The organism is Paracoccus sp. (in: a-proteobacteria) (assembly GCF_039808215.1).
In the GTDB taxonomy this organism is placed as follows: Bacteria; Pseudomonadota; Alphaproteobacteria; order Rhodobacterales; family Rhodobacteraceae; genus Paracoccus.
Map to the genome: position 1 here is coordinate 22,940 of NZ_JBDHSP010000020.1, position 24,972 is coordinate 47,911.

The window sequence follows — 24,972 nt, forward strand, 5'->3', positions numbered from 1 at the left end:
CCATCACCGCAGCAAGCGGCCTTGCTCGCGGCGCTCCTTGACGCGCAACCCGTCCTGCAGCATGCCCAACGCCTCGGCGCGGCCCAGCGCGCGGCTCGCCGCCTGCCGCGCAACCTCATAGGCCGGCAGCAGGCGCTGCAGATCACGCTCGGCGCGGCCAAGCGCGCGGCCGCAATCCCCGGCCAGGGCGTTGGTCAATCGCGCCTCGGCTGGCGAGAAGGCCCGCTCGGCCCGGTAGAGGCCTTCGATCTCACCCTCCAGTCGCGAGACGGTGGCACGCGCGGCATCGACATGGCCGCGCAGCGCGGCAAAGCGACGCATCTCCAGATCGGCCTTCAGCCGGGCGATGCGCTGCAGCTGCGCCAGCCCCTCGCGCTGGCGTGTCATCGCCCGCCACCCCCGCCCGGCGTCAGGCTCCAGCCGTCGCGCGCCTTCTTGCGCATCGCCTCGGAGAAGCGCACGGCGGCGGCCACCGCGGCGAAATGCTCGGCGCGGATTTCCTCGCCGATCTCGACGGCGGCATGGATGGCGCGGGCGCAGGGCGGATCGGACCAGATCGGCACCGCATGTTCATGCGCGCGTTCGCGGATGCGACGCGCCACCTCGTCGACGCCCTTCGCCAGGCAGACCGGAGCGCGGCCGCTACCGCGCTTCCATTCCAGTGCCACGGCGTAATGCGTGGGGTTGACGATGACCACATCCGCTTTCTGCACATCCGAGAGCATGGCGTTCAGCACGATGTCGACCCCCTTCTGCCGCCGAGCCGCCTTGAGATGCGGATCGCCCTCGCTGTCCTTGTGCTCATCCAGCATCTCCTGGCGCGTCATGCGCTGGCGGCGAAGGTATTCCAGCCGCTTCCAGAGCAAGTCGATCACCGCGAACCCCGCCCCGATCGCCAGGGCCAGCAGGATGGCCCGGCGCAGGATCTGCCCCAGACCGGCCACCCATTGCAGGTCGGCCATGCCACCCGCAGCCATCAGCTCGGGCAGCAGCGCGGCATAAAGAAACCAGCCGCCGACCCCGACCAGCAGCGCCTTGCCCAGCGCAAGGGCAAAGCCGACCAGCCCGCTCTTGCCGAATTTCTGCCCGGCATTGTGCAAAGGGTTGATGCGCTGCGCATCGGGCAAAAGCTTTTTCGGCGTCAGCACCAGCGATCTTTGCAAGGCGATGCCCAGCAGCACCGGCAGGGCGATGATCGCCACCCCGGCCAGCACCGCAAGGCCGGCCTGCAGGGCAAGGGCCCGGGCAAGATCGGCGACCGCCTGGCCCTCGGTGCTGGGCCAGGACGTGCCGTCAAGCGCGCCCGCGGCCCGGGTCGTCCAGGCCGGAATCGCCCACCCCATGGCGAATGCGCTGGCCAGCCAGAGGCCCAGATAGGTCAGTGCGGACTGCAGTTCCGGCGAGCGGGGGATGTCGCCCTGCTCCCGGGCCTTGCGCAGCTTGTTCTCGCTGGCCTCGAACTGCTTGTCGTCATTGCCCTCGCTCATCGCATGAGCCCCTCGGCCACGCCCAGGGTGGCATCGGCCCAGATGGACAGCACCACCGGCACCAGCACCGCCAGCGCCAGCAGCGCCAGCAGGATCGCGCCCGGCGCGGCGATGAAGACGATCGGCAGCGCAGGCATCACCTTGCTGATCATCCCCGACAGCAGCTGGAACAGGAACCCGCCCAGGATGAAGGGCGCCGCCAGAACCATGGCCAGGACAAAGCTCTTGCCCAGAAGCGCCACCGCCGCCGGCAGCAGCTCGGCGATCTGCGGCCAGGCGCCCAGCGGCCGCAGATCGAGGCTGGCGCGCAGCAGGTCGCAGACCAGCACGGGAAAGCCAAGCGCCATCAGCAGCGCCAGCCCACCCAGATGCATGACATTGCCGATCGGGTGCGGCGAATATTCATTTGCCGCCCCGACCAGCTGCGACAGCGAGGCGGTTGCGGCGATGGTCGTCGCCGCGACATCAAGCGCCGAGGCGAAAAGCCGCACCAGCCCGCCCAGGGCAAGCCCGGTCACCAGTTCGGCCGCGGCCAGGGCGGCAAGCTGCAGCAGCCCGCCGATCGCCGGCACCGGCCCGCCCTGCTCGGCCAGCAGCGGCGTGACCGCCATGGCCAGCGCGGCGCGCACCCGCAGCGAAAGCACCCGCTCCGAGAGCACCGGCAGCGCCAGAAAACAGGCCTGCACGCGCAGATAGGTCAGCAGCATGGCGGTCAGGACCGTCACCGTCTGCGCGTCGAGGCCCGCAAGGGTCATGCCGCCACCGTCCCCCGCAGCTGGATCTGCGCCACCGGGTCGATCTCATCGAGCCCCAGCACCGGCGTGGCGACCCCCGAGGCCGACAGCATCATGCGGATCAACCGGCGGCGATGGTCGGGCACGGCCAGCACCACCTCGCCCGGTGCCGGCAGGTCGCGCAGGCAGGTCTGCACCGCCTCGGCCAGGCGGCGCTGGATCTGCGGCACCGCGCTGGTGCCATTGCGCGCACCCTCGCTTTCGGCGCGGGCGATCTCGGCCTCCCATTGCGGGTGAAGCTGCAGGATGCCCAGGTCGCCCGATTCGTCCAGGAACTGCTCGGTGATCTGGCCGCGCAGGCGCTTGCGCACCTGTTCATAGATCGCCTCGGGCGTGGCGCCGCCCCGCGCCTCATGCACGGCGTCAGTGATCAGCACGAGGTTGCGCACCGAGATCCGCTCCTCAAGCAGACCGCGCAGCACCGCCAGCAGCATCTCGGGCGTGACCTTGTCGGGCACCATGCTGTCGAAGAAGCGCTGGTTGAGCTGCGCGCGATGTTCATCCGACACGCCGCACAGCTCGCGGATCATGCGCTGCATCGAGGCCAGAGACAGCAGGGCCGGCAGGTTGGACTTGACCACCTCCATCAGATGCGTCGACAGCACCTCCATGGGCGTGACCACGGTGGCGCCTGCGATGGCGGCATGATCCTGAAGATCGGCGCGGATCCAGCGGGCCGGGCTGCCATAAACCGGCTCGCGCACGCTGTCGCCGGCCAGCGATTCCAGCATCTCTCCGGGGCCGAGGGCCAGGACCGCCCTGGGTACCAGGCTGCCCTTGCCCCGCAACACGCCCTGAAGCCGGATGGCATATTCGCCATCCGCAAAGCCGGTGCCGTCGGTGATGCGCACATCGGGCAGGATCACGCCATAGCTGCGCGCCACATGCAGGCGCAGGTTGGTGATGCGCTGCCCCAGACCGCGCAGCGGATCCAGCGCATCGCCGACCAGACCCGCGCCGATCTCGACGCAGATCTCGTCCATGTCGAGGACATCGCCGATGCGGGCCGGCTCGGTTGCGGGTGGACGCGCCGCGGCCGGGGTCGCCTCTTGTGCGGTCGCCGCGATCTGGCGGTTCCGGATCGCCCAGGCCGCGAAGGCAAGCCCCGCCGCCAGCGCCAGAAAGATCGTCACCGGCATGCCCGGCACCAGGCCCACCAGCACCATCCCGATCGCGCAGACGAAGGGCACCTGCCAGTTGCGGGCGAATTGCTGCGACAGCAGATCGGCCGTGGTTTCGGTCGCGCCGCCGCGCGACAGCAGCAGGGCCGCCGCCATCGAGGTGATCAGCGCCGGGATCTGGGTCACCAGCCCGTCGCCGATCGTCAGTCTGGAATAGGTGTCCATGGCCTCGGCCACCGGCATGCCATGCACCAGCACCCCCGCCGCAAGCCCGACGCCAAGGTTGATCATGGTGATGATCAGCCCGGCGATCGCGTCGCCCTTGACGAATTTCGACGCCCCGTCGAGCGAACCGAAGAAGCTGATCTCGCGCTGCTCGCGGATGCGCCGGTGCTTGGCCTCCTCGTGATCGATGGCGCCCGAGTTCAGGTCGCCGTCGATGGCCAGTTGCTTGCCCGGCAGCGAATCCAGCGCGAACCGGGCCGAGACCTCGGCCATGCGTCCGGACCCCTTGGTGATCACCATGAAGTTCACCACCGAGATCACCGCAAACACCGTCAACCCGACCAGCAGCGACCCGCCGGCGACGAATTCGGCAAAGCCCTCGATCACATGGCCGGCCGCCGAGGGCCCGTTCTGGCCATGGGTCAGGATCAGCCGGGTCGAGGAGATGTTCAGCGACAGCCGGATCAGCAGCGACACCAGCAAAAGCACGGGAAACGCCTGGAAATCCGTCGGCTTCTCGACCAGGGAGGCCATCACCAGGATCAGCGTTGCCGTAGAGATCGAAAGCGCGATGCCAAGATCCAGCAGCCCCGCGGGCAGCGGGATCACCATCGACAGCACGATCAGCACCAGCAGGCCGGCAATGGCCAGCGGGCGCAGGGCAAGGCTCGTGTCGGAGGTGGCCTCAGCGCCGCTCATGGCGTGACCCCGGATGCGGGCGCGGGCGCGGCGGGGGCCAGCAGGCGCTCGGCGGGCCAGCCCGGCCCCGAGAGCAGCCCGGCGCGCCGCAAAAAGACCAGCACCCCGATCCGGTCTGCCGGGGCAAGCCGCATCAGCCGCGCGTCGATGTCGGGCGGCAGATCCTCGCCCGCCAGCAGCCGCTCGGTCGCATCGCGGATCAGCGCCTCGCGCGTCTCGGGTCCGGCCTGCGCCGCGGCAAGCGCCGAGGCCAGCAGCAGCGCCGCGATCACGACGCCCTCTTGAGTTCGCGCAGGGCGTTTTCCAGATCCCCGAAGGACGGGCGCACATGATCCGGAGCCGACTGGCGCCCCACCTCGACGCAAAGGTTGGTCGCATGCTGGTGCAGCCCGGCGATCAGGACCGACTTGATCACGTCATAGAAGGCTTGATCCTGCTTCAGCACCGCCATGAGCCGCTGTGCGAAGGGCGCGACGAGGGCATAGGCCAGGAACACCCCAAGAAAAGTGCCGACCAGCGCGCCGCCGATCATCTTGCCCAGCACCTCGGGCGGCTGGTTGATCGCGCTCATGGTCTTGATCACCCCAAGCACGGCGGCAACGATCCCCAGCGCCGGCAGGGCATCGGCCATGTTCTGCAGCGCATGCGGCGCGTGCATCGCCTCCTCGTTCAGCAGGCCGATGCGCTGCGAGAGCATCTCCTCGACCTGATAGGGATCGTCGTAATTCAGGCTGGCCGAGCGTAGCGTATCGGCGATCAGCGCCACGGCATCGCCATCGGCAAGGATGCGGGGATAGGCCTGAAAGACCGGCGAAGCCTGCGGATTCTCGATATGTTCCTCAAGCTCGACCGGGCTGGCGCGTGCGATGCGCAGCAGCTGGAACAGCAGGCACAGCACGTCACGCAGATCCGATTCGTGCCATTTCGGCCCCTTGAGCGAACGGCCGATGCCGCCCAGCGCCTTCCTGATCACCGTTGTGTCGTTCGAGAGCAGGAACGAACCCACCGCCGCGCCGCCGATCATCATCAACTCGAATGGCAGCGAATGCAGGATCACCCCCAGCTTGCCGCCGGCGAGGATATAGCCGCCAAAGACCATGGCAAAGGTCAGGACGATGCCGATCATGCCGAACATGTTTTCCCCCTATTTTCCGCCGGCCCGCAGGGCGCCCATGTATGAGGTGAGGATTGCCGCCTGCCCCGGCTCGACCGCGGCCATGATGCGGGCTCCGGTTTCGGGGCGGATGCGCGCCAGGATCTGCGCGGCGAATTCCGGCGGCAGATTGGCCAGCACCATCGCCGCCTGCTCGGGTTTCATCTGGTCGTATACGGCGATCAGCCGCGCGATGTCGTCATTCTGCGCCCGGCTGATGTCGCCGTTGCGCTCGGAGATCTTTCCCTTCAGCTTGCGCAGCTCGACCAGCCTTTCGGTCAGCTGTTTCTCGGCAAAGGCGATCTCGGCCTTGCGGCGATCCAGATCCTGCATGTAGCGCTCGATGCGCAGCGAGCGCTCATGCAATGTCGCGGCCAGTTCCACCGCCTCGGGAACGTCGGTGCAGCCGGCCATCAGCTCGGCGGGTTCGGCCCGGGCCGAAAGCCGCGACACGCCGTCGACCAGCATGACCGCCTGACCCGCCGCGGCGAGGATCATGATGCCGCCCAGAACGGACAGGACCGACCTACGCATGTGCAGCCCCCCCCTCCTTGCGGCGGCGGCGCAGCAGGCGAACCGGGCGCGGCGGTCCGGCCTCGGCAAATTTCTGCTGCAGCATCCAGAAGGCGCGCTCTTCCTTGGCGCGCGCGACCTCGCCCGCCAGGGCCTCGGTGGCCGACAGGGCCTCGGCCTTGGCCAGCAGGATGGCCTTCTCGAGGCGGTTGATCTCGCTGGTCATCACCGCGATCGCGCCCCCGAGGCCGGTTTCCAGGTCATTGAGCTTGCGCAGCCGCCGCGCAAGGCTGAAGCAGAAGCCCGAAAGGCCGATGGTAAAGGCGATCAGCGCCAGCTGAAGAAGATGCGCAAGCGTCATTGGACCCGGAACTCCGTGATCAGCAGGTCGGTGAAGGCATCCTTGCCCAGCACCAGCACCGCGCGCGTCGCCAGCTCGTCACGGATGATGTCGAGGATGCCGCGCTTCTCGAAGGCCGAGCCGTCGATGTCGCTCAGGAAACTGTTGAACATGTCCTGCAGCCGCGGCACCAGATGCTCGATCTCCTTGCGATGGGCGCCGTCGGTCTCAAGCTTGACGGTGATGACCAGCATCCGCGGCGCGGGGCCTGCCGTGGTCAGCACGATCTGGGGAATGTCGACGAATTCGATCCTCGGCCGGGCCGGATCGCCGGCCACGACCTGTTCATGCGCGCCGAAGGCCGGCAGGGTCACATGGCCGCGATAGGTCAGAAAGAACCCGGCCCCGGCCATGAGAACCGTCGGCAACAAGAGCAAAAGCAGGGGTCGCATGCCGCGGCCCGATCGCGGCCTTTCATGCGCCTCGGCGGCATCGGTCATGGTGATTCTCCCATCGGTTGAGAACGGGATAGCATGCCGGGGCTAACCAATTCTTAATCGCCGCCATGCCAGTCTGCTCCCGGAAGCTGTCGATTCGGGGGATGCTCTTGCTGAAACTGCAGGATTACTGGCGCGAGAGAAGCGCCCGGCAAAAGGCGGTGCTGGCTGCGGCATTCCTGCTTGCCTTCGCGGCCGTCGCAGGCCTGTCGGTGATGGCAAGCCGTCCGGGCATGGCGATGCTCTATTCCGGGCTTGACCCGCAGCAGTCTGGCGCGGTGCTGGCCGCGGTCGAGCAATCCGGCGCCCGCTACGAGATTCGCGGCAATGCCATCTGGGTCGAGGAAGCGCGGCGCGACGCCCTGCGCATGACCCTGGCGGGCGAGGGTCTGCCCTCGGCCGGCGGCACCGGCTATGAGATCCTCGACGGCATGTCCGGCTTCGGCACCACCTCGCAGATGTTCGACGCCGCCTATTGGCGCGCCAAGGAGGGCGAGCTGGCGCGCACCATCCTGGCGCTGCCCAACGTCAAGGCGGCGCGCGTGCATCTGGCGGTGCCCGGCGGCCGCGGCTATCGCCGCGAGGCCGACGCCTCGGCCTCGGCGACGCTGACCACCGACGGCGCGCAGATCAGCCGCGCGCAGGCGCGAGCGCTGAAATTCCTGGTCTCCTCGGGCGTTCCGGGCATGTCGGCGGATCGCGTGACGATCATCGACAGCGAACGCGGGGTGGTCTCCTCGGGCGACGAGGCCGCCAGCGAGGACCGCGCGACCGAGATGAAACGCAATGTTGAGCGCATCCTCGAGGCGCATGTCGGGACCGGCAATGCCATCGTCGAACTCAACCTCGATGTGGTCACCGAATCCGAACAGCTGACCGAGCAGCGCTTCGACCCGCAGGAACGGGCGCTGATCTCGCAGGAAAGCGAGGAATCCGCCGATCAGAGCAGCAATTCGCTGCGCGGCGCGGTGACCGCCGCCTCGAACCTGCCCGAGGGCCAGGACGAGGGCGGCGACAAGAGCCGCTCCTCGCGCACCGAGACGCGCCAGCGCGAGAATTTCGAGGTCAGCCGGACCACCCGCGCGGTCACGCGCCAGCCCGGCGCCACGCGCAGGCTGACGGTCGCGGTGCTGGTCAATGGCGTCGACCGGACGGGCGCGGACGGCAAGCCCGCGCTGGTTCCCCGCGACGAGGCGGAGCTGCAGGCGATCCGCGAACTGGTCGCCTCGGCGGTCGGATTCGACGAGGCGCGCGGCGATGCGATCACCGTCAAGTCGCTGCCCTTCGCGACCCTGGCCGAGGCCGGCACCCTGGCCAGCCAGGGCGGCCTGCTGACGCGGCTCGATCTCAACGGTTTCATCCGCATCGGTCTTGTCGGTCTTTTTGCCCTGGCGCTGGCGCTGTTCCTGCTGCGGCCGCTGCTGCACGCCCGGCCGGCGGCCGCGCCGGCCAGCCTGGACACTTCGGGCGCGGGCATGCGCGCCATCGAGGCCGCGCCGCCGCAGGGCGATGCCGGCACCGCCCCCCCGCCCAGCCCCATCGCCCAGATCGACTTTACCCCGCAGGATGACGGCGGCGATCCGGTCGCGCGGCTGCGGGAACTGATGAAATCGCGCAAGGACGAAAGCCTGAAGGTCATCTCGGGCTGGCTGGAACGTCAGGAGGACGCGACATGAAAGCTGCCCTGCGCCTTGAATCCTTCGCGACCAGCCACCCCGATGCCGCGGCCCTGGCGCTCTCGGCCGCCCTGGACGAGGCCTATCGTCGCGGTCATGCCGAGGGTCTCCGGGACGGGCGCGACGACGGGCGCGAGGCGCTGGTGCAGGCGCTGGAAAGGCTCTGCGGCGATCTCGAGGCCGCCGAGATCAACGCCATCGGCCAGCGCCAGGCGGTGCTCGCCGCTGTGGCGCCGATCCTGGCGCAGATCGTCGACGCACTGGCCCCCACGGCGGCGGTGGAACGGCTTTGCCAGGCCCTGACGCATGAACTGGCGCAACTGGCGCGGCAGGTTCCAGCCCGCAGCCTGACGATCAGCTGCCAGCCCGCGCTCCGCCCCGAGATCGAGGCCTGCCTCGCCCGCGCCGGTCTTGCCGGGGTCCGGCTGCAGGAGGTGGCACCTGGACAGGCGATGGCCGAGCTGAACTGCGGGCGGACGCGCATCCGCTTCGACCCGGCGGGCATCGTCGCCGAGATGAAATCCATTCTGGCAAGCATCACAGCCGAGGAGCACGCATGGACAACCTGACCAACCTGATTGCCACCGACCAGATCCAGGTCGAGATCACCATCCGCCTCGGCAGCACCCGCATGTCGGTGGCCGAGCTGTCACGCCTGCGCACGGACGACATCCTGACCCTGGCCCAGGACATCTCGGACGGGGTCGAGCTTTGCGTCGGCGACCGGGTGATCGCCCGGGGGGAACTGGTCACGGGCGAGGGCGACGACGACCGGCTTGGCGTGCGCATCCTTGCCCCGGCAGCCGCATCGTGATCCGCCTTGCCCTGATCCTGGCGCTGGCCGTGCTGCCGCAGGCGGTGGCGGCTCAGGATCTGCCGATGCCTGCTGCCGCAGGGGTCGATGCCCTGGCGAATGGCGTCGGCCGGCATACGGTGACCCTGCTCGCGGTGATGACCGCGCTGGCGCTGGCGCCCGGCATCGCGATCATGGTCACCTGCTTTCCGTTCATCGTCACGGTGCTGTCGATCCTGCGCCAGTCCATGGGCCTGCAGCAATCGCCGCCGAACATGCTGATCGTCAGCCTGGCCATGTTCCTGACCTGGTTCGTGATGAATCCGGTGCTGACCGAGGCCTGGAATGTCGCCGGCGCCCCGCTGCGCGACGGGCAGATCAGCGTCGAGGAGGCCTTTTCCCGTGGCATCCAGCCCTTTCGCGGCTTCATGGAGACTCGCACCGATCCGCAGATGCTGAGCGACATGGCCGGCATCGCCCCCGGTCGGGATGCCGCACCCGACAGGCTGTCGGTGCTGGTCCCGGCCTTCATGCTCAGCGAGATCCAGCGTGCCTTCGAGATCGGTTTTCTGGTCTCGCTGCCGTTTCTGATCATTGACCTCGTGGTTTCGGCGGTGTTGATGTCCATGGGGATGATGATGGTGCCACCGGCGGTCGTCGCCCTGCCCTTCAAGCTGGCCTTCTTCCTGGTGGTGGACGGCTGGGGCCTGATCGCCTCGGCGCTGGTGCGCAGCTATCAGTGACATGGTCGCGGCGCCGGGCGGCATCGGCCGCAACGTCAGTTCGCCAGGGACTTTCCAGCAGGGACGGATTAGGGCATCAGGATGCAAATTTTTGACGGGGCAGCCATGCCGCGCCAGGCAGCTATTCTTTTCCTTCTGTTTCTGCCGGCGCAGCCGGCCTGGTCCGAGATTCCCCTGCGCGTCGAATTCGTCCGCGTCGAGCGCGCGCCCCTGACCTATGAGGCGGCGCTGACCGGGACCATCCAGGCGGCCGACAGCGTCGAGGTCGGCTTTCGCCTGGGCGGGCGCGTGCAGGATGTCCTGGTGCATGAGGGCGACAGGGTGACCGGCGGCCAGGCGCTGGCCCAGATCGATCCGCTGCAGCAGCAGCAGGCGCTCAGGGTGGCGCAGGCCGCCGTGGCCTCGGCCGAGGCCGCCGAGGCCCAGGGCCGGCAGGCGGTCGGGCGCGCCGAGGCCATGCTGGCGCGCGGCGTCGGCACCCGCGCGGCGCTGGACGCTTCCATGCAGGCCATGTCGGCGGCCAGCGGTGCCCTGGCCCAGGCGCGCAGCGCATTGGGCCAGGCCGAAAGGGCGCTCGAGGACACGCTGATCCGCGCCCCCCATGACGCCATCGTCACCGCACGCCGGGCCGAGCCCGGCCAGATCGTGGCGCCGGCGCAATCCGTGCTGTCGCTGGCCTCGGCCACCGGGCGCGAGGCGGTGTTCCAGACGCCCGACACGCCCTTTCTGCGCCAGGCCATCGGCGCCGCGGTCAGCCTGACCGCCATCGACCTGCCGGCAACCGAGATGCGGGCCCGGGTGACCGAGATCGCGCCACTGATCGATCCGGCCACCGGATCGGTCACCGTGCGGGCGCTGATCGAGAACGCCCCCGCCAATATCGGCCTTCTGGGCGCGGCCGTGCGCGGCGCGGTGCATTACCCGGCGGGACAGGGCTTTGCCATTCCCTGGACCGCACTGACCAACCTGGGCAAGCAGCCGGCGGTCTGGCGGGTCGGCAAGGATGGCCGCGTCGCACTGGTCCCGGTGCAGATCAAGCGCTTTGGCAACGGCACCGTCATCCTGGGCGCGGGCGTCGAACCCGGGCAGACGGTCGTCGGCGCCGGTGCGCAGCTGCTTTATCCTGGGCGGCTGGTGGCCGACGGGGACGACGGGGGGCAGGGATGATCCGCACACCGGCCCTTGCCCTGGTCGCGCTCCTGGCCCTCCCCCCGGGTCAGGCCTGCGCCTTCACGCTGCCGTGGCGAACCCCAGCCGCGCCTCCCGAACCGCCGCGGCCGGTGGCCAGCCTGATCCTGGCCGATGATGCGGCGCCGGGCCATTCGGTGCCCGGCATTATCGCCGCCCGGCGCGAGGTGGTGCTGGGCTTTCAGACGCTTGGCCGCATCGCCGCCCGCGATGTCGATGTCGGCGCCGTGGTCCGGCAGGGCGAGCTGCTGGCGGCGCTGGACCCCGAGGATCTGCAGGGCGATGTCCGCGCCGCCCAGGCGGCGGCCGATGCCGCCGAGGTCGAATTGCGCACCGTGCGGGCGGCGACCGGGCGCACCCAGGCGCTGGCCCAGCGCAACGTCGCCTCGACCGCGCAGCTTGAGCAGGCTGAACGCGAGCTTGCCGCGGCCGAGGCCACGTCGCAGCAGGCCCGCTCGCAGCTGATCCGCGCCCGGGACGCCGCGGGCTTTGCGCGCATGACCGCACCCTTTGACGGCGTGATCAGCGCGGTCTTTGCCAATGCCGGCGCCATCGTCAGCGCCGGAGAGCCGGTGCTGACGCTCTCGGCCCAGGACGGCACCGAGGCGGTGATCGACCTGCCGGACGCGGTGGCGGCGGCGGTCGAACTGGACGATCCCTATGAAATCTGGTCCGAAATGGAGCCGGAGTTGCTGCTGCCCGCCCGGGTGGCGCGCATCTATCCGGTGGCCGATGCGGCGACGCGGACCCGGCGCATCCACCTGGCGCTGGCCGACGGCTCGCCCTTCCGTCTGGGCGCGCTGATCCGCGCCCGCCCGGCCCGGCCCGCGGTCGCGCGCCTGATGCTGCCGCAGTCGGCGATCCTCGGGGGCGAGGGCGGCGCACGGGTCTGGCTGATCCGGCGCGAGGGCGGCCGCGCCACCGCCAGCCTGCGCGCCGTCACCACCCTCGGCCCGGCGGTCAACGGCCTGATCGCCATCACTGCCGGCCTGCAGCCGGGCGACGAGGTGGCGATCCGCGGCATCCATTCCCTTGCCGAGGGGCAGGAAGTCGGGCGCAGCGTGACACCATGAACAGCCGGGGCTTCAACCTTTCCGACTGGTCGCTGCACCACAGATCGCTGGTCTGGTTCCTGCTGATCGTCTCGATGATGGCCGGGGCGTTCAGCTATGCCCGGCTCGGCCGCGAGGAGGACCCGAACTTCACCATCAAGGTGATGGTGATCGGCGCCGCCATGCCCGGCGCCACCATCGAGGACATGCTGGGCCAGGTCACCAGCCGCATCGAGACCAAGCTCGAGGAGCTGGACGAGCTGAATTTCACCCGCTCGGTCACAATGCCCGGCCAGGCGGTGGTCTATCTCGAGCTGGATCCCACGATCCGCGGCCCCGCCGTGCCCGAGATCTGGAAGCGCGTGCGCAACATGATGTCCGACATCCGCCCAGAATTTCCGCAGGAATTCCAGGGCTTCCAGTTCAACGACGATTTCGGCGGCGTCTTTGGCAACATCTATGCCTTTACCGCCGACGGCTTTACCCAGCGCGAGCTGCGCGACCGGGTCGAGGACATCCGCAAACAGGTGAATGCGCTGCCCATGGCCGGCAAGACCGCGCTTCTGGGCGTGCGCAAGGAACGGATCTATCTGGAATTCTCCTCGGCCCGGCTGGCGGCCATGGGGCTGAACCACAACCAGGTCGTGCAATTGCTGGCGCAGCAGAACGCCATCACCCCCTCGGGCATCGTGCAGGCCGGGCCGGAACAGGTGCTGGTGCGGGTCAGCGGCCAGTTCGACGACGCCGCCGCCATCGCCGCGGTGAACCTGCGCATCGGCGACCGCTATTTCAACATCGGCGACGTGGCCGAGGTCCATCGCGGCTATGAGGACCCGCCGGACGCGCTGTTTCGCTACAACGGCAAGCCGGCGATCGGGCTGCAGATCGGCATGCGCGACGGCGGCAACATCCTGGAATTCGGTGAAGATGTCGACCGGCTGATGGCCGAGGTGGCGCGCGATCTGCCCATCGGCATCGACATGGCCAAATTCGCCGACCAGCCTCATGTCGTGGATGAGGCCGTGAGCCATTTCATCAGGGCCCTGGCCGAGGCCGTGGCCATCGTGCTGCTGGTCAGCTTTGTCAGCCTCGGCCTGCGCGCCGGGCTGGTGGTGACGCTGACCATCCCGCTGGTGCTGGCCATCACCTTCATCGTGCTGGACATCTGGGGCATCACCTTGCAGCGCATCTCGCTCGGGGCGCTGATCATCGCGCTGGGGCTGCTGGTCGACGACGCGATGATCGCCATCGAGACGATGATCTCGCGGCTGGAGCTGGGCGAAAGCCTGGAACGCGCCGCCAGCCATGCCTGGTCCTCGATCGCCTTTCCGATGCTGACCGGCACGCTGGTCACCGTGGCGGGCTTCATCCCCATCGGGCTGAACAGTTCCGCGGCGGGCGAGTTCACCTTTTCGCTGTTCGTGGTGATCGCGGTATCGCTGATCGTCAGCTGGATCGTGGCGGTGCTGTTCGCGCCGCTGATCGGGGTGACGATGCTGCCCGCCCGCATGGCGCACAAGGCCGGGCGGGCCGGCTGGCCGCGGCGGCAGTTCCACCGCCTGCTGCTGGCCGGCATGCGCCACAAATGGCTGACCATCGCCGTGACGCTGGCGATGTTTCTCGGCTCGGTGCTGGGCATGCGCCTGGTCGAGCAGCAGTTCTTCCCGACCTCGGACCGCACCGAGATCATCCTCGACGTGACCGAGCGCGCCAATGCCTCGATCGCGCAGACCGACGCCACCATGGCCCGCATCGAGACCATGCTGGCCGGAGAGGAGGACGCACTGTTCTGGACCACCTACATCGGCCGCGGCGCGCCGCGTTTCGTGCTGTCCATGGACGTGCCGACCCCCGGCCCCTACATGGGCCAGATCGTGATCCAGACCGCGGATCTGGCGGCGCGCGACCGGCTGAAGGCGCGGCTGGTCGAATTCGGCCGGCAAGAACTGATCGGCACCGATCTTTACGTCAAGAACCTCGAGATCGGACCGCCGGTCGGCAAGCCGGTGCAATACCGCGTCTCGGCCTCGGACCCCGACCTGGCGCGGGACGCGGCGCGCGATCTGGCCGCGGTGCTGGCCGGCGAGCCGCGCCTGCGCGACATCACGCTGGACTGGAACGAGCCGGCGCGCGTGGTGCGCCTGCAGGTGAACCAGGACCAGGCGCGCCGGCTCGGCCTGAGCAGCGGCGACATCTCGGGGGCGCTGGCCGGCACCTTCAACGGCCGCGCCATCACGCAGCTGCGCGACGACATCTTCCTGATCGACGTGATCGCCCGTGGCGCCGAGGCCGACCGCGAGACGCTGGAATCGATCCGCAACCTGCAGCTGGCGACGCCCTCGGGCATGCCGATCCCGCTGGCGACGCTGGCCAAGCTGGAATACGGCATGGAACAGCCCCTGGTCCTTCAGCGCGACGGCATCCCCACCGTCACCGTCAAGGCCGCCATCGCCAGCAACGACCAGCCCGCCACCCTGGTCGCGGCCCTGGCACCCAGCGTGGCCAGGTTCCAGGCCGGGCTGGTGCCGGGCGTGCGCGTCAGCGTCGGCGGCACGGTCGAGACCTCGGCCGAAAGCCAGCAGCCCATCGCCGCGGTGGTGCCGGTGATGCTGCTGATCATGGCGCTTCTGGTCATGGTGCAGATGCAGGGCTTCCGGCTCAGCCTGATCGTCTTTGCCGCGGCGCCGCTGGGGCTGATCGGCGTGGTCGCGGCCTTGCTGCCTTTCGGCGTGCCGATGGGCTTTGTGGCCATCCTCGGGGTGCTGGCGCTGGTCGGCATCCTGATCCGAAACTCGATCATCCTGGTGCATGAGATCCAGGTGCTGACCGGCAAGGGCATCGGTGCCTGGCAGGCGGTCTACGAGGCCTCTGACAGCCGCGCCCGGCCGATCCTGCTGACCGCGGCGGCGGCCAGCCTGGCGCTGATCCCGATCTCGCGGCAGGTGTTCTGGGGACCGATGGCATATGCCATGATGGGCGGCATCATCGCCGGCACACTGGTGACGCTGATCTTCGTGCCGGCGCTCTATTGCGCGGTGTTCCGCGTCAGGCCGCCGGACTGACGCGGGCCGCGGCGCGCTCAGCCATAGGCGGCCTGGCGGCCGAAATGCGCGCAAAGCTGGTAATAGACCACGGCGCGATACTTGTGGCGGTTGCTGCTGCCGTATTGCGCCAGAACCTTGTCGATGGCGGCGTCCAGTTCCGGCCCCTCGGCAAGGCCCAGCTTGCCGATCAGGTAATTCTGGCGGATGCGCGCCACCTCGGTCTTGTCCGAGCCTGCCACGGTCTCGGCATCGGCGTCATAGATCGAGGGGCCGCAGCCGATCACCACCTTGCGCAGCAGGTCCATGTCGGGGCTGGCGCCGAATTTCTCCTGCATGTCGGCGGCGTATTTCGCGATCAGATCGTCACGTTTTCCCATGTGCTGCCCCTCCCCCGGGCGGTTCGTTCCGGGGGAAAGCCTAGCCGGCAACGATCAAAGATCAACCCGAACCTGCAATCAGTAGCGGTAATGCTCGGGCTTGAACGGACCCTGCGGCGTGACGCCGATATAGTCGGCCTGTTCCGGCGTCAGCGTGGTCAACCGGACGCCGATGCGGCCCAGATGCAGGCGCGCAACCTTTTCATCCAGCGACTTGGGCAGGATATAGACGCCGGGCCGGTATTCGCCGCTGCGGGTCCAGAGCTCGATCTGCGCCAGCACCTGGTTGGTAAAGCTTGCCGACATGACAAAGCTCGGGTGGCCGGTGGCATTTCCCAGGTTCAGCAACCGCCCCTCGCTGAGCAGGATGATGCGATGGCCCGAGGGCATCTCGATCATGTCAACCTGGTCCTTGATGTTGGTCCATTTGTGGTTCTTCAGCGCCGCGACCTGGATTTCATTGTCGAAATGGCCGATGTTGCCGACGATGGCCATATCCTTCATCGCGCGCATGTGCTCGATGCGGATCACGTCGCGGTTGCCGGTGGTGGTCACGAAAATGTCGGCGCTGGCGGCGACATCCTCCAGCAGCACCACCTCGAACCCGTCCATGGCCGCCTGCAGCGCGCAGATCGGATCGACCTCGGTGACCTTCACCCGCGCGCCGGCGCCGCGCAAGGACGCGGCCGAGCCCTTGCCCACGTCGCCGTAACCGCAGACCACCGCGACCTTGCCGGCCATCATCACATCGGTGGCACGGCGGATGCCGTCGACCAGCGATTCCTTGCAGCCGTATTTGTTGTCGAATTTCGACTTGGTGACGCTGTCGTTCACGTTGATCGCCGCGAAGGGCAACAGCCCCTTCTTGTGCAGGTCGTAAAGCCGGTGCACGCCGGTGGTGGTTTCCTCGCTGACGCCCCGGATGGCGTCGCGCTGCGCCGTGAACCAGCCGGGGCTGGCGGCCAGGCGCTGGCGGATCTGCGCGAACAGCGCCTCCTCCTCCTCGCTGGCGGGCGCCTCGATCAGCCCGGTCTCGCCGGCCTCGACGCGCGCGCCCAGCAGCACATACATGGTGGCGTCGCCGCCGTCGTCGAGGATCATGTTCGCCGTGCCCTCGGCGAATTGGAAGATGCGGTCGGTATAGGACCAGTATTCGGCCAGCGTCTCGCCCTTGATGGCGAATACCGGGATGCCCGCGGCCGCGATCGCCGCCGCCGCGTGATCCTGGGTCGAGAAGATGTTGCACGAGGCCCAGCGCACCTCGGCCCCGAGTGCCACCAGCGTTTCGATCAGCACCGCGGTCTGCACCGTCATGTGCAGCGAGCCGGCGATGCGCGCCCCGGCCAGCGGCTTTTGCGCCCCGTATTCGGCCCGCAGCGCCATCAGGCCGGGCATCTCGGTTTCGGCGATATCGAGTTCCTTGCGCCCGTAATCGGCCAGGGTGATGTCTCGGATGATGTGGTCGGTCATGGGGGTCCCGTGCGTCTGATGTCGTCGCGGCCTTAGCATTTCCGCGGCTTTCCTGCAAATCCGCCGCCGGGGCTGGCGCGGCCGCGGCGCCTGCCCTAGAAATGCCGCGTGACTGGGGCGGAGAGGCGCGGCCATGGCTATCCTGCTGGCGGATGTGGGCGGCACCAATGCGCGGCTGGCGCTGGCGCGGGACGGGGTGCTGGATCCGGCCAGCATCGCGCGCTTTCGCGGCGAGGATCACCCGGATTTCGACAGGGTGCTGCGGCTTTATCTTGACGCCCGCGGCCGGCCGGGGATCGAGGCCGCCTGCGTCGCCGTGGCCGGGCCGGTGCGCGCCGGATCGGCGCGGCTGACCAACCGCGACTGGAGCTTTTCCGAACCGCGGCTGGCGGCGCTGACCGGCGCCGGGCGCGCGCTGCTGATCAACGACATGATCGCGCTCGGCCATGCCGCGGCGGCGCTGCCAGAGGCGGATGCGGGCTTTCTGCGCCCGCCGCCGCCCGGCGCCGCCGGCAATGGCCAGCGCCTGGTGGTCAATGCCGGCACCGGCTTCAATGTCTGCCCGGTGCGGCTGATGCCCGGCGGCGCCGCCATCTGCCTCGAGGCCGAGGACGGCCATACCCGCCTGCCGCTGCCGCTGGCGGCGCTGCTGGGCGAGATCGCGGCGGGGTTCGATTCGGTCGAGGAACTCTTTGCCGGCCGTGGCCTTGCCCGGCTGCACGCGCTGCGCAGCGGCCAGGCGCCGGGCGATGCGCGGGTGGTCACCGAGGCCGCCGCCCGGGGCGACGCTTCGGCCGAGGCAAGCTGCACGCTGCAGGCCCGGCTGCTTGGGCTTTACTGCCGCGAACTGGCGCTGCGCTTCATGCCGCTGGCCGGCATCTTCCTGGCCGGCAGCGTGGCCCGGGCCTGCGCCGGACGCTTTGCCGCGTTCGAGGCCGGGTTGCTGCAAGATCCGCTGATGGCCGGGATCGTGCACGCAGTGCCGGTGGCGGTGATCGGCGACGATCTTGCGGCGCTGCATGGCTGTCTTGCCGCACTGGCCTGAAAATCGCCCCGCGCGCCGGCGCGCGTGCTGGATTTTGCCGGGACCGCCTGCAATCATGCACCAAACGAGGGAACGGGGCAGGCAATGAAAAGCTGGATCAGGTCAGGCATGGCCGGTGCCGTCATGCTGGGCGCCGCCGCCGTCATGCCGGGCGCCGGCGTGGTGCTGGCACAATCCTCGGGCCCCTCCTCATCGCCCTTCTCGGGCTGGTTTCGCGCCGACAAGGACAAGCCCGCCGCAACGGTCGATCTGGATTTCCGCATCGACGGCGGCGACGACCGGCTGCTGCCCGAGATCCGGCTGACCTCGCTGCTGGTCAATGCGCTCGACGACGGCCGCGAGACCGGCCAGGACATTCTTGCCGCGGCGCGCAGCGACTATGCCCGCATCCTGGGCGTGCTTTACGACCAGGGCTATTTCTCCAGCATCATCAACATCACCCTCGATGGCGTCGAGGCCGCCAGCGTGGCGCCGCTGGACGCGCCGCAAAGCGTGCGCAAGGTGCTGGTGGTGGTGCAGCCGGGGCCGCGATTCCATTACAGCCGCGCCGCGATCGCGCCGCTGGCGCCGGACACCGACCTGCCGCGCAACTACCGCAAGGGCGAGATCGCCCGCACCGGCGAGATGAAGGCCGCCGCCACCGCCGGCGTGGACGGCTGGCGCGGCATAGGCCATGCCAAGGCCGCGGTGGCCGAGACGGACATCATCGCCGACCACGCCACCAGCCTGGTGGACAGCCGCATCCTGCTGGCCCCCGGCCCCGAGCTGCGCTTTGGCAAGCTGACGATTCGCGGCGAGGAACGCATGGACCCGCGCCGGCTGCGCAAGATCGCCGGCTTTCCCGAGGGCGAGCGCTTCGATCCCGAAAAGCTTGAGGATGTGCGCAAGCGCCTGCGCCGCTCGGGGGTGTTCTCGGCCATCACCCTGACCGAGGCGGATTACATCAGCCCCGGCGACACGCTGGACGTGGAGTTGCAGGTGATCGAGCAGAAGCTGCGCCGTCTGGGCGCGGGCTTTGAATATTCCAACACCGAGGGGCTGGCGCTGACCGCCTACTGGATGAACCGCAACCTGTTTCGCGGCGGCGAAAGGCTGCGCGTCGACGCGGGCGTGTCGGGCATCGGCGGCGACACCGGGCGCGACTATCGACTGGGCCTGCGCCTTGACCGGCCGGCGACGCTGAACGCCGATACCACGGGCTATGTCGACATCAAGACCGAAAGCCTGCAGGAAGAGGATTACGACCTCGATTCCGCCACCTTCGGACTGGGCTTCACCTGGGTTCCCAGCGACCGGCTGACCGCCGACATCGCGCTGCAGTATCGCGCCCTGCGCGTCGAGGACGAGACCGGGCGCACGAATTTCCGCCTGCTCGCCCTGCCGGTCTCGGCCACCTGGGACCGGCGCGACAACACCAGCGACGCCAAGCGCGGCTACTGGCTGTCGGGCGCCATCACCCCCTTCGCCGGGCTGCAGGACGAGACCGGATCTGGCGCCCAGATCAGCGCCGAGGGCCGCGCCTACCACAGCTTCGGCGCCGAGGACCGCTTTACCCTGGCCGGTCGGGCGCGGCTGGGCACCGTGCTTGGCCCCGACCTGGACGAGACGCCGCGCGACTATCTGTTCTGGTCCGGCGGCGGCGGCAGCGTGCGCGGCCATCCCTTCGAATCGCTGGGCGTGCGCGTGCTGCAGGGTCCCGAGGGCCCGGTCAGGACCGGCGGCATGTCCATCGCCACCCTGACCGCCGAAAGCCGCATCCAGCTGCGCGAAAAGATCGGCCTTGCGGTCTTTGCCGACGCCGGCCGCGTCTGGGAGGAAGGCGGCTTTTCCGGCGCCTCGGGCTGGCAGGCCGGCGCCGGCGCCGGTATCCGCTACAAGACGCCGATCGGGCCGATCCGCTTCGACATCGCCACCCCGGTCGGCGGCGGCGAGGGCGAGGACGGCGGCGTGCAGGTCTATATCGGTCTGGGGCAGGCATTCTGATGCATCATCTGGTCTTTCGTCTGCTTCTTGCCCTGTGGCTGTTTCCTGGCCTGTGCCTGATCGCGCCGGCGCCGCTGCTGGCCCAGGACGGCGCCGCCGAAATTTCCAGCCAGGTCGAGGACGACCGCGGCTTCATCACCCGCTTTCTGGAAGAAAACCTCTCGGATTCCGGGCGCAAGGTCGAGATCGAGGGGTTCCAGGGCGCGCTGAGATCGCGCGCCACCTTCACCCGTCTGACCATCGCCGACGAGCACGGCGTCTGGATCACCCTTGAGAACGGCGCGCTGCAATGGACACGCAGCGCGCTGCTGGCCGGGCGCATCGAGATCAACGAGTTGTCCGCCGAACGCATCATCCTGCCGCGCCTGCCCGGCAGCGGCGGCCGACGCAGGCCGCAGGCCGAGGCACGCGAATTCGCCCTGCCGCAGCTGCCGGTGGCGGTGAACATCAACCGCATCTCGGTCGGCCGGGTCGAGCTGGGCGAGCCGATCATCGGCCAGGCCGCGGTGCTGGCGATCGAGGGCGCGATGAACCTCGCGGACGGTCAGGGACAGATGACGCTGGCCATCGACCGGGTGGACGGGCCGCGCGGCCATTTCAAGCTGGATGCCGGCTTTTCAAACGAAACCCGGGTGCTGCGGCTGGACCTGACGCTGGACGAGGACCGCAACGGCCTGTTCTCGAACATCGTGCGGCTTGACGGCCGCCCCTCGGTGCAGGCCGAAATCTCGGGCGAGGGACCGCTGTCGGATTTCGAGGCCAGGATCCGCCTGGCCACCGACGGCCAGCCGCGCGTCACCGGCACCGTCTCGGTCGGCGCTGCCGAGCAGGGCGGCCAGCCCGGGACCGGCTTTCGCCTGGATCTGGGCGGCGATGTCGCGGCGCTGGTGCCCGCGCAGCACCGGCCCTTCTTCGGCAGCCAGTCGCGGCTGGCGGCCGAGGGCTGGCGCGGCCGGGACGGCGCCCTGGTCCTGTCCTCGCTGGAGCTTGCGACCGAGGCGCTGAAGCTTTCCGGCTCGGTCGCCACCAACGCCCAAGGCGCCCCGCAAAGCGCGCATCTGACCCTGCTTCTGGGTGAGGATGCGGGGGCAACCCGGCTTCCGGTGCTGCTGCCGCTGGCCGACCGCACGACCACGGTGCGCTCGGGCAACCTGCGGCTGGATTTTGACGCGGCGCAGGGCGCGGGCTGGGTGCTGAAAGGCCGGGTGGGCGAGATCCGGCGCAACGACGTGGCGCTGTCGGAACTGCGGCTTGACGGGCGCGGCAGGGTCGGCACCACGCCGGACCTGGCGCTGGCCGAGATCCGCGGCTGGCTGGCCTTCGGCATGGACGGCATCGAACCCGCCGACCCCGCCCTGGCCGAGGCGCTGAGCGACAATCTGAACGGCGGGCTGAGCCTGGCCTTCACCCCCGGCACTGCGCTGCGGCTCTGGGGCATGAACATCAATGGCGAGGATTTCACCCTGAAGGGTGAGACCACGGTCTCGGGGCTGCGCTCGGGCATCACCCTGGCCGGCGACATCACCGCCGAGCACCGAAACCTGGCGCGGTTCTCGGCGCTGGCCGGGCGGCCGCTGGGCGGCAGCGCGCAGGCGCGGATCAAGGGCCGCTATGCCATTCTGGGCAACGGCTTCGACATCGAGGCCGAGGCGCTGGGACAGGACCTCAGCCTGGGACAGGCGCAGGCCGACCGCATGCTGGCCGGGCAGTCGCGCATCTCGCTGTCGGCGCTGCGCGACGCCTCCGGCATCGACCTGCGCCATCTGACAGTGAACGCGCAGAACCTGACAGCGCAGGCGCAGGGGCGGCTCGACAGCCATTCCTCGACCCTGCGCGCCGAGATCGCCATGCCCGACCTGTCGGTGGCCGATCCCGGCATGAGCGGCGCCTTTCACACCGAGGCGCGGCTGACCGGCGCCACCGGGGCGCGCGAACTGGCGCTGAGCGGCACCGCCCAGGACCTGGCGATCGGCATCGCGGCCATCGATGGCGCGCTGCGCGGCAAGACCGCGCTTGATCTGGCCGTCGCGCAGCAGGACGGCGGTTTTCAACTGCAGAGCTTTCAGCTGCATAACCCGCAGCTTGCCGCCGAGGGCCGGGGCAACTTCGCCAGCGGCGCCATGGATGCGAAGCTGAGCTTTTCGATGCCCGACCTCGCGGCCTTGGGCCTGGGGTTCTCGGGCGGCTTCACCGCCGAGGCGCAGGTGCTTGAACAGGACGGGCTGCGCCGCATCGCGCTGAGCGGCCGCGGCAACGACCTGCGCCTTGGCCGGCAGGATCTGGACGGCGCCCTGACCGGCACCACCGACCTGCGGCTTCTGGCCGAGCAGCAGGGAGAACAGATCACCTTGCATGAATTCGAGCTGTCGAACCGGCAGATGCAGGCCAGCGCCCGGGGCACGCTGGGTCCGGACGGCACCGATCTGACCGGAAGGGCCGACATCGCCTCGCTGGCGGCCTTTGGTCGCGGCTGGCGCGGCACGCTCAGCGCCGAGGGCAGCCTGCGCGACGCCGGCAGTGGCGCGCGCCGGCTTGAGATCACCGGCAGCGGCAGCGGCCTGGCCCTGGGTCAGCCAAGGATCGACCCGCTGCTGGCAGGCCCCACCAGCCTGTCGCTGTCGGCGCTGCGCCACGACGACGGCAGCTTCAGCGTCGAGCGGCTGCGGCTGCAGAACCCGCAACTCAGCGTCAGCGGCGATGGCGATCCGGCGGGCAGGCTGCAACTCGACGCGAGGCTGCATGACCTCGGGCTGTTGCTGCCGGCCTTCCCCGGCCCCGCGACGGTGCAGGGCAGCATCCGCAACGCCGGTGCGCATTACGAGCTCGACCTGAACGCCACCGGCCCGGGCGATGCCCGGGCCACGGTCGCCGGCTCGGTCGCGGCCAGCTTTGCCAGCGCCAATCTGGAGATCCGCGGCAGCGCCAATGCCGCCATGGCGAACACGTTCCTGCGCACGCGCTCGATCGAGGGGCCGATCGGTTTCGACCTGCGGCTGAACGGCAGGCCCTCGCTCGAGGCGCTGAGCGGGCAGGTGACGCTGACCGGCGGACGCCTGGCCGAGCCGCGCCTTGGCCTGGCCGTGGGCAATCTGAACGCCCGCGCCGATCTGGCCGGCGGTCGCATCGCGCTGGACATCCGCGGCGAGGTCGAGGCCGGGGGCACGATCACCGTCACCGGCCCGATTGCGCTGACCGGGCAGCGCTCGATCGACCTTGCCGTGCGCTTGGCCGATGTGGTGCTGCGCGATCCGAACCTGTATCAGACGCGGCTGAACGGCAATCTGACGGTCACCGGCACGCTGGGGGCGGGGCCGCTGGTCGCCGGCCGCATCGATCTTGGCCATACCGAGCTGCGCATCCCCTCGACCGGGCTGGGCGGCGCCCGCGCCATTCCCGACATCACGCATCTGAACGAACGCCCGCCGCAGCGCCAGACCCGCGCCAAGGCCGGGTTGCTGGAATATCCCAGCGACGCCTCGCGCGCGGCGGGCATGAGTGCGCCGCCGGCAACGCCGCCGGTCAACCCGGCGCGATTCGACCTGCTGATCTCGGCCCCCGGCCAGATCTTCGTGCGCGGCCGCGGCGTCGATGCGGAGCTGGGCGGCGAGATCCGGCTGCTGGGCAATGCCCGCCAGCCGATTCCCGTCGGCCGGTTCGAGCTGATCCGCGGCCGGCTGGACCTGCTGGGCCGGCGCTTTGACCTGACCGAGGGGCTGATCGAACTGCAGGGCAGCCTGATCCCGATGCTGCGCCTGGTGGCCGAGACCGAACGCGACGGCGTCACCACCCGCATCATCGTCGACGGCGAGGCGCGCGACCCCGAGATCACCTTCGAATCCTCGCCGGAACTGCCGCAGGAGGAGGTGCTGTCGCAGCTGCTGTTCGGCCGCGGCGTCGATCGCATCAGCCCGCTGCAGGCGGCGCAGCTGGCCAGTGCCGTGGCGACGCTGGCGGGCCGGGGCGGCGACGGCATCGTGGGCCGGCTGCGCGCCGCGACCGGGCTGGACGATCTGGACCTGACCACGGACAGCCGCGGCAGGGTCTCGCTGCGGGCCGGCAAATACCTGACCGACAACCTCTATACCGATGTGCAGGTCGGTGGCGACGGCACGACGCAGCTGAACCTGAACCTCGACGTGTCGCCGACGCTGACGGCGCGCGGCTCGGTCGACAGCGGCGGCGAAAGCACGTTCGGGCTGTTTTATGAGCGCGATTACTGAGGTTTGTCCGCAATTACCTGTCGGAAATCGCCTTGGCGCCACAAGTCGGGTCTTGCCTTTTGCCCGCGCCGGGCGCTGGCTGGGTCCAGCCGCAATGCGTGAAAGCCCGATGTCCGACCAGCCGCCCGGCCTGCTTGAATCCGTCCTGGACCTGACCCGCGCCCTGCGCGCCAGCTTTGACCGGCGCGGCGGGCGTCACGGCCTGACCTTCGCCCGCGCCCGGTTGCTGACCACCATCGCCCGCCATCCCGGCGTCAGCCAGGCCCGGCTGGCGGCCCTGCTCGAGATCGAGACGCCGACGCTGAAGCGGCTGCTGGACGCGCTCGAGGCGCAGGGCCTGGCCGAGCGCCGCCCGACGCCGGGGGACGCGCGCAAACATGCCATCCACCTGACCGCGGCGGCGCAGATCCCGCCGCTGCTGGGCTTTCGCGCCGAGGCCGAGCGCGCCCTGGCCGCGGGCATCCCGCCCGACGATCTGGAAACCACCCGGCGCACCCTGGCGCGCATGGCGCAGAACGCAGCCGGGATGGACGCCGCCCGAAAGTAGGACCG

General features: G+C 69.5%; 22 protein-coding genes. 11 read left to right on the top strand and 11 right to left on the bottom strand.

All coding sequences use genetic code 11. The features are described 5' to 3' along the window. Positions 1-3: 3 nt before the first annotated feature. Genes WMK75_RS08970 through WMK75_RS09010 form a run of 9 tightly spaced genes read right to left on the bottom strand, consistent with a single transcriptional unit; the run spans position 4 to position 6,832 of the window. Positions 4-387: a hypothetical protein gene (locus WMK75_RS08970; RefSeq protein ID WP_347267339.1), complete on the bottom strand. Its 384-nt coding sequence runs from the start codon at positions 385-387 to the stop codon at positions 4-6. Continuing rightward, a complete protein-coding gene (locus tag WMK75_RS08975) occupies positions 384-1,487 on the bottom strand; it encodes a flagellar type III secretion system protein FlhB (RefSeq protein WP_347267340.1) in 1,104 nt (367 codons plus the stop codon). The genes WMK75_RS08970 and WMK75_RS08975 overlap by 4 nt, the downstream gene beginning before the upstream one ends. After that, complete coding sequence (locus WMK75_RS08980; RefSeq protein ID WP_347267341.1) at positions 1,484-2,242, bottom strand: flagellar biosynthetic protein FliR; 759 nt, start codon at positions 2,240-2,242, stop codon at positions 1,484-1,486. Before WMK75_RS08980 ends, WMK75_RS08975 begins: the two co-directional genes overlap by 4 nt. Continuing rightward, positions 2,239-4,326 (bottom strand): flagellar biosynthesis protein FlhA, encoded by a 2,088-nt coding sequence (locus WMK75_RS08985; protein ID WP_347267342.1) that lies wholly within the window; start codon positions 4,324-4,326, stop codon positions 2,239-2,241. The genes WMK75_RS08980 and WMK75_RS08985 overlap by 4 nt, the downstream gene beginning before the upstream one ends. Beyond that, entirely contained in the window at positions 4,323-4,598 is a 276-nt protein-coding gene (locus tag WMK75_RS08990) for a hypothetical protein (RefSeq protein WP_347267343.1), read from the bottom strand. The genes WMK75_RS08985 and WMK75_RS08990 overlap by 4 nt, the downstream gene beginning before the upstream one ends. Beyond that, complete coding sequence (gene motA / locus WMK75_RS08995) at positions 4,595-5,461, bottom strand: flagellar motor stator protein MotA (protein WP_347267344.1); 867 nt, start codon at positions 5,459-5,461, stop codon at positions 4,595-4,597. The genes WMK75_RS08990 and motA overlap by 4 nt, the downstream gene beginning before the upstream one ends. Before the next feature lie 9 nt (positions 5,462-5,470). Continuing rightward, complete coding sequence (locus WMK75_RS09000) at positions 5,471-6,013, bottom strand: hypothetical protein (protein WP_347267345.1); 543 nt, start codon at positions 6,011-6,013, stop codon at positions 5,471-5,473. After that, a complete protein-coding gene (locus tag WMK75_RS09005; protein WP_347267346.1) occupies positions 6,006-6,353 on the bottom strand; it encodes a hypothetical protein in 348 nt (115 codons plus the stop codon). The genes WMK75_RS09000 and WMK75_RS09005 overlap by 8 nt, the downstream gene beginning before the upstream one ends. Further along, entirely contained in the window at positions 6,350-6,832 is a 483-nt protein-coding gene (locus WMK75_RS09010) for a flagellar basal body-associated FliL family protein (RefSeq protein WP_347267347.1), read from the bottom strand. Before WMK75_RS09010 ends, WMK75_RS09005 begins: the two co-directional genes overlap by 4 nt. A gap of 101 nt (positions 6,833-6,933) precedes the next feature. Here WMK75_RS09010 and fliF point away from each other — a divergent pair, with 101 nt between their 5' ends. The 7 genes from fliF (at position 6,934) to WMK75_RS09045 (ending at position 15,343) form a co-directional block, all read left to right on the top strand. Continuing rightward, a complete protein-coding gene (gene fliF / locus WMK75_RS09015) occupies positions 6,934-8,505 on the top strand; it encodes a flagellar basal-body MS-ring/collar protein FliF (protein WP_347267348.1) in 1,572 nt (523 codons plus the stop codon). After that, complete coding sequence (locus WMK75_RS09020) at positions 8,502-9,074, top strand: hypothetical protein (protein WP_347267349.1); 573 nt, start codon at positions 8,502-8,504, stop codon at positions 9,072-9,074. The genes fliF and WMK75_RS09020 overlap by 4 nt, the downstream gene beginning before the upstream one ends. Continuing rightward, the gene (locus tag WMK75_RS09025) at positions 9,062-9,319 is read left to right on the top strand and encodes a FliM/FliN family flagellar motor C-terminal domain-containing protein (protein WP_347267350.1); all 258 of its coding nucleotides are present in this window, start codon (positions 9,062-9,064) and stop codon (positions 9,317-9,319) included. Before WMK75_RS09020 ends, WMK75_RS09025 begins: the two co-directional genes overlap by 13 nt. Then, positions 9,316-10,041, top strand: a complete 726-nt coding sequence (gene fliP / locus WMK75_RS09030) for a flagellar type III secretion system pore protein FliP (protein WP_347267351.1) — start codon at positions 9,316-9,318, stop codon at positions 10,039-10,041. Before WMK75_RS09025 ends, fliP begins: the two co-directional genes overlap by 4 nt. 105 nt (positions 10,042-10,146) lie before the next feature. After that, entirely contained in the window at positions 10,147-11,208 is a 1,062-nt protein-coding gene (locus WMK75_RS09035) for an efflux RND transporter periplasmic adaptor subunit (RefSeq protein ID WP_347267352.1), read from the top strand. Positions 11,209-11,321: 113 nt separating this feature from the next. Beyond that, entirely contained in the window at positions 11,322-12,302 is a 981-nt protein-coding gene (locus WMK75_RS09040; protein WP_347267353.1) for an efflux RND transporter periplasmic adaptor subunit, read from the top strand. Next, a complete protein-coding gene (locus tag WMK75_RS09045; protein ID WP_347267354.1) occupies positions 12,299-15,343 on the top strand; it encodes an efflux RND transporter permease subunit in 3,045 nt (1,014 codons plus the stop codon). The genes WMK75_RS09040 and WMK75_RS09045 overlap by 4 nt, the downstream gene beginning before the upstream one ends. A 17-nt stretch (positions 15,344-15,360) precedes the next feature. On the opposite strand, the gene WMK75_RS09050 is transcribed toward WMK75_RS09045, so the two are convergent. Continuing rightward, positions 15,361-15,702, bottom strand: coding sequence for a DUF2853 family protein (locus WMK75_RS09050; RefSeq protein ID WP_347267355.1), 342 nt, complete (start codon positions 15,700-15,702; stop codon positions 15,361-15,363). 78 nt (positions 15,703-15,780) lie between these two features. Beyond that, on the bottom strand, positions 15,781-17,172 hold the full coding sequence (gene ahcY, locus WMK75_RS09055) for an adenosylhomocysteinase (protein WP_347267356.1): 1,392 nt from the start codon (positions 17,170-17,172) through the stop codon (positions 15,781-15,783). 133 nt (positions 17,173-17,305) lie between these two features. On the opposite strand from ahcY, the gene WMK75_RS09060 reads away from it, so the two are divergent. The 4 genes from WMK75_RS09060 to WMK75_RS09075 all read left to right on the top strand — a co-directional run bounded on the left by WMK75_RS09060 (position 17,306) and on the right by WMK75_RS09075 (position 24,967). Further along, positions 17,306-18,217 (top strand): glucokinase, encoded by a 912-nt coding sequence (locus WMK75_RS09060; RefSeq protein WP_347267357.1) that lies wholly within the window; start codon positions 17,306-17,308, stop codon positions 18,215-18,217. A gap of 84 nt (positions 18,218-18,301) precedes the next feature. Further along, complete coding sequence (locus WMK75_RS09065) at positions 18,302-20,200, top strand: autotransporter assembly complex family protein (protein WP_347267358.1); 1,899 nt, start codon at positions 18,302-18,304, stop codon at positions 20,198-20,200. Further along, positions 20,200-24,420 carry a translocation/assembly module TamB domain-containing protein gene (locus tag WMK75_RS09070; protein WP_347267359.1) on the top strand — a complete coding sequence of 1,407 codons (4,221 nt, stop codon included), beginning with the start codon at positions 20,200-20,202 and terminating at the stop codon, positions 24,418-24,420. Before WMK75_RS09065 ends, WMK75_RS09070 begins: the two co-directional genes overlap by 1 nt. A gap of 109 nt (positions 24,421-24,529) precedes the next feature. Further along, the gene (locus tag WMK75_RS09075) at positions 24,530-24,967 is read left to right on the top strand and encodes a MarR family transcriptional regulator (RefSeq protein WP_347267360.1); all 438 of its coding nucleotides are present in this window, start codon (positions 24,530-24,532) and stop codon (positions 24,965-24,967) included. The last annotated feature ends 5 nt before the right edge of the window (positions 24,968-24,972 follow it).

Bases quoted from the DNA above. Each gene is read 5' to 3' on its own strand.
- WMK75_RS09065 (WP_347267358.1), top strand. From the start codon at position 18,302: ATGAAAAGCTGGATCAGGTCAGGCATGGCCGGTGCCGTCATGCTGGGC.
- WMK75_RS09070 (WP_347267359.1), top strand. From the start codon at position 20,200: ATGCATCATCTGGTCTTTCGTCTGCTTCTTGCCCTGTGGCTGTTTCCT.
- fliF (WP_347267348.1), top strand. From the start codon at position 6,934: ATGCTCTTGCTGAAACTGCAGGATTACTGGCGCGAGAGAAGCGCCCGG.
- WMK75_RS09010 (WP_347267347.1), bottom strand. From the start codon at position 6,832: ATGACCGATGCCGCCGAGGCGCATGAAAGGCCGCGATCGGGCCGCGGC.
- motA (WP_347267344.1), bottom strand. From the start codon at position 5,461: ATGTTCGGCATGATCGGCATCGTCCTGACCTTTGCCATGGTCTTTGGC.
- WMK75_RS09020 (WP_347267349.1), top strand. From the start codon at position 8,502: ATGAAAGCTGCCCTGCGCCTTGAATCCTTCGCGACCAGCCACCCCGAT.
- WMK75_RS09075 (WP_347267360.1), top strand. From the start codon at position 24,530: ATGTCCGACCAGCCGCCCGGCCTGCTTGAATCCGTCCTGGACCTGACC.
- ahcY (WP_347267356.1), bottom strand. From the start codon at position 17,172: ATGACCGACCACATCATCCGAGACATCACCCTGGCCGATTACGGGCGC.
- WMK75_RS09000 (WP_347267345.1), bottom strand. From the start codon at position 6,013: ATGCGTAGGTCGGTCCTGTCCGTTCTGGGCGGCATCATGATCCTCGCC.
- WMK75_RS08970 (WP_347267339.1), bottom strand. From the start codon at position 387: ATGACACGCCAGCGCGAGGGGCTGGCGCAGCTGCAGCGCATCGCCCGG.
- WMK75_RS08980 (WP_347267341.1), bottom strand. From the start codon at position 2,242: ATGACCCTTGCGGGCCTCGACGCGCAGACGGTGACGGTCCTGACCGCC.
- WMK75_RS09025 (WP_347267350.1), top strand. From the start codon at position 9,062: ATGGACAACCTGACCAACCTGATTGCCACCGACCAGATCCAGGTCGAG.
- WMK75_RS09045 (WP_347267354.1), top strand. From the start codon at position 12,299: ATGAACAGCCGGGGCTTCAACCTTTCCGACTGGTCGCTGCACCACAGA.
- WMK75_RS09060 (WP_347267357.1), top strand. From the start codon at position 17,306: ATGGCTATCCTGCTGGCGGATGTGGGCGGCACCAATGCGCGGCTGGCG.
- WMK75_RS09050 (WP_347267355.1), bottom strand. From the start codon at position 15,702: ATGGGAAAACGTGACGATCTGATCGCGAAATACGCCGCCGACATGCAG.
- WMK75_RS08985 (WP_347267342.1), bottom strand. From the start codon at position 4,326: ATGAGCGGCGCTGAGGCCACCTCCGACACGAGCCTTGCCCTGCGCCCG.
- WMK75_RS08975 (WP_347267340.1), bottom strand. From the start codon at position 1,487: ATGAGCGAGGGCAATGACGACAAGCAGTTCGAGGCCAGCGAGAACAAG.
- WMK75_RS09005 (WP_347267346.1), bottom strand. From the start codon at position 6,353: ATGACGCTTGCGCATCTTCTTCAGCTGGCGCTGATCGCCTTTACCATC.
- WMK75_RS09035 (WP_347267352.1), top strand. From the start codon at position 10,147: ATGCCGCGCCAGGCAGCTATTCTTTTCCTTCTGTTTCTGCCGGCGCAG.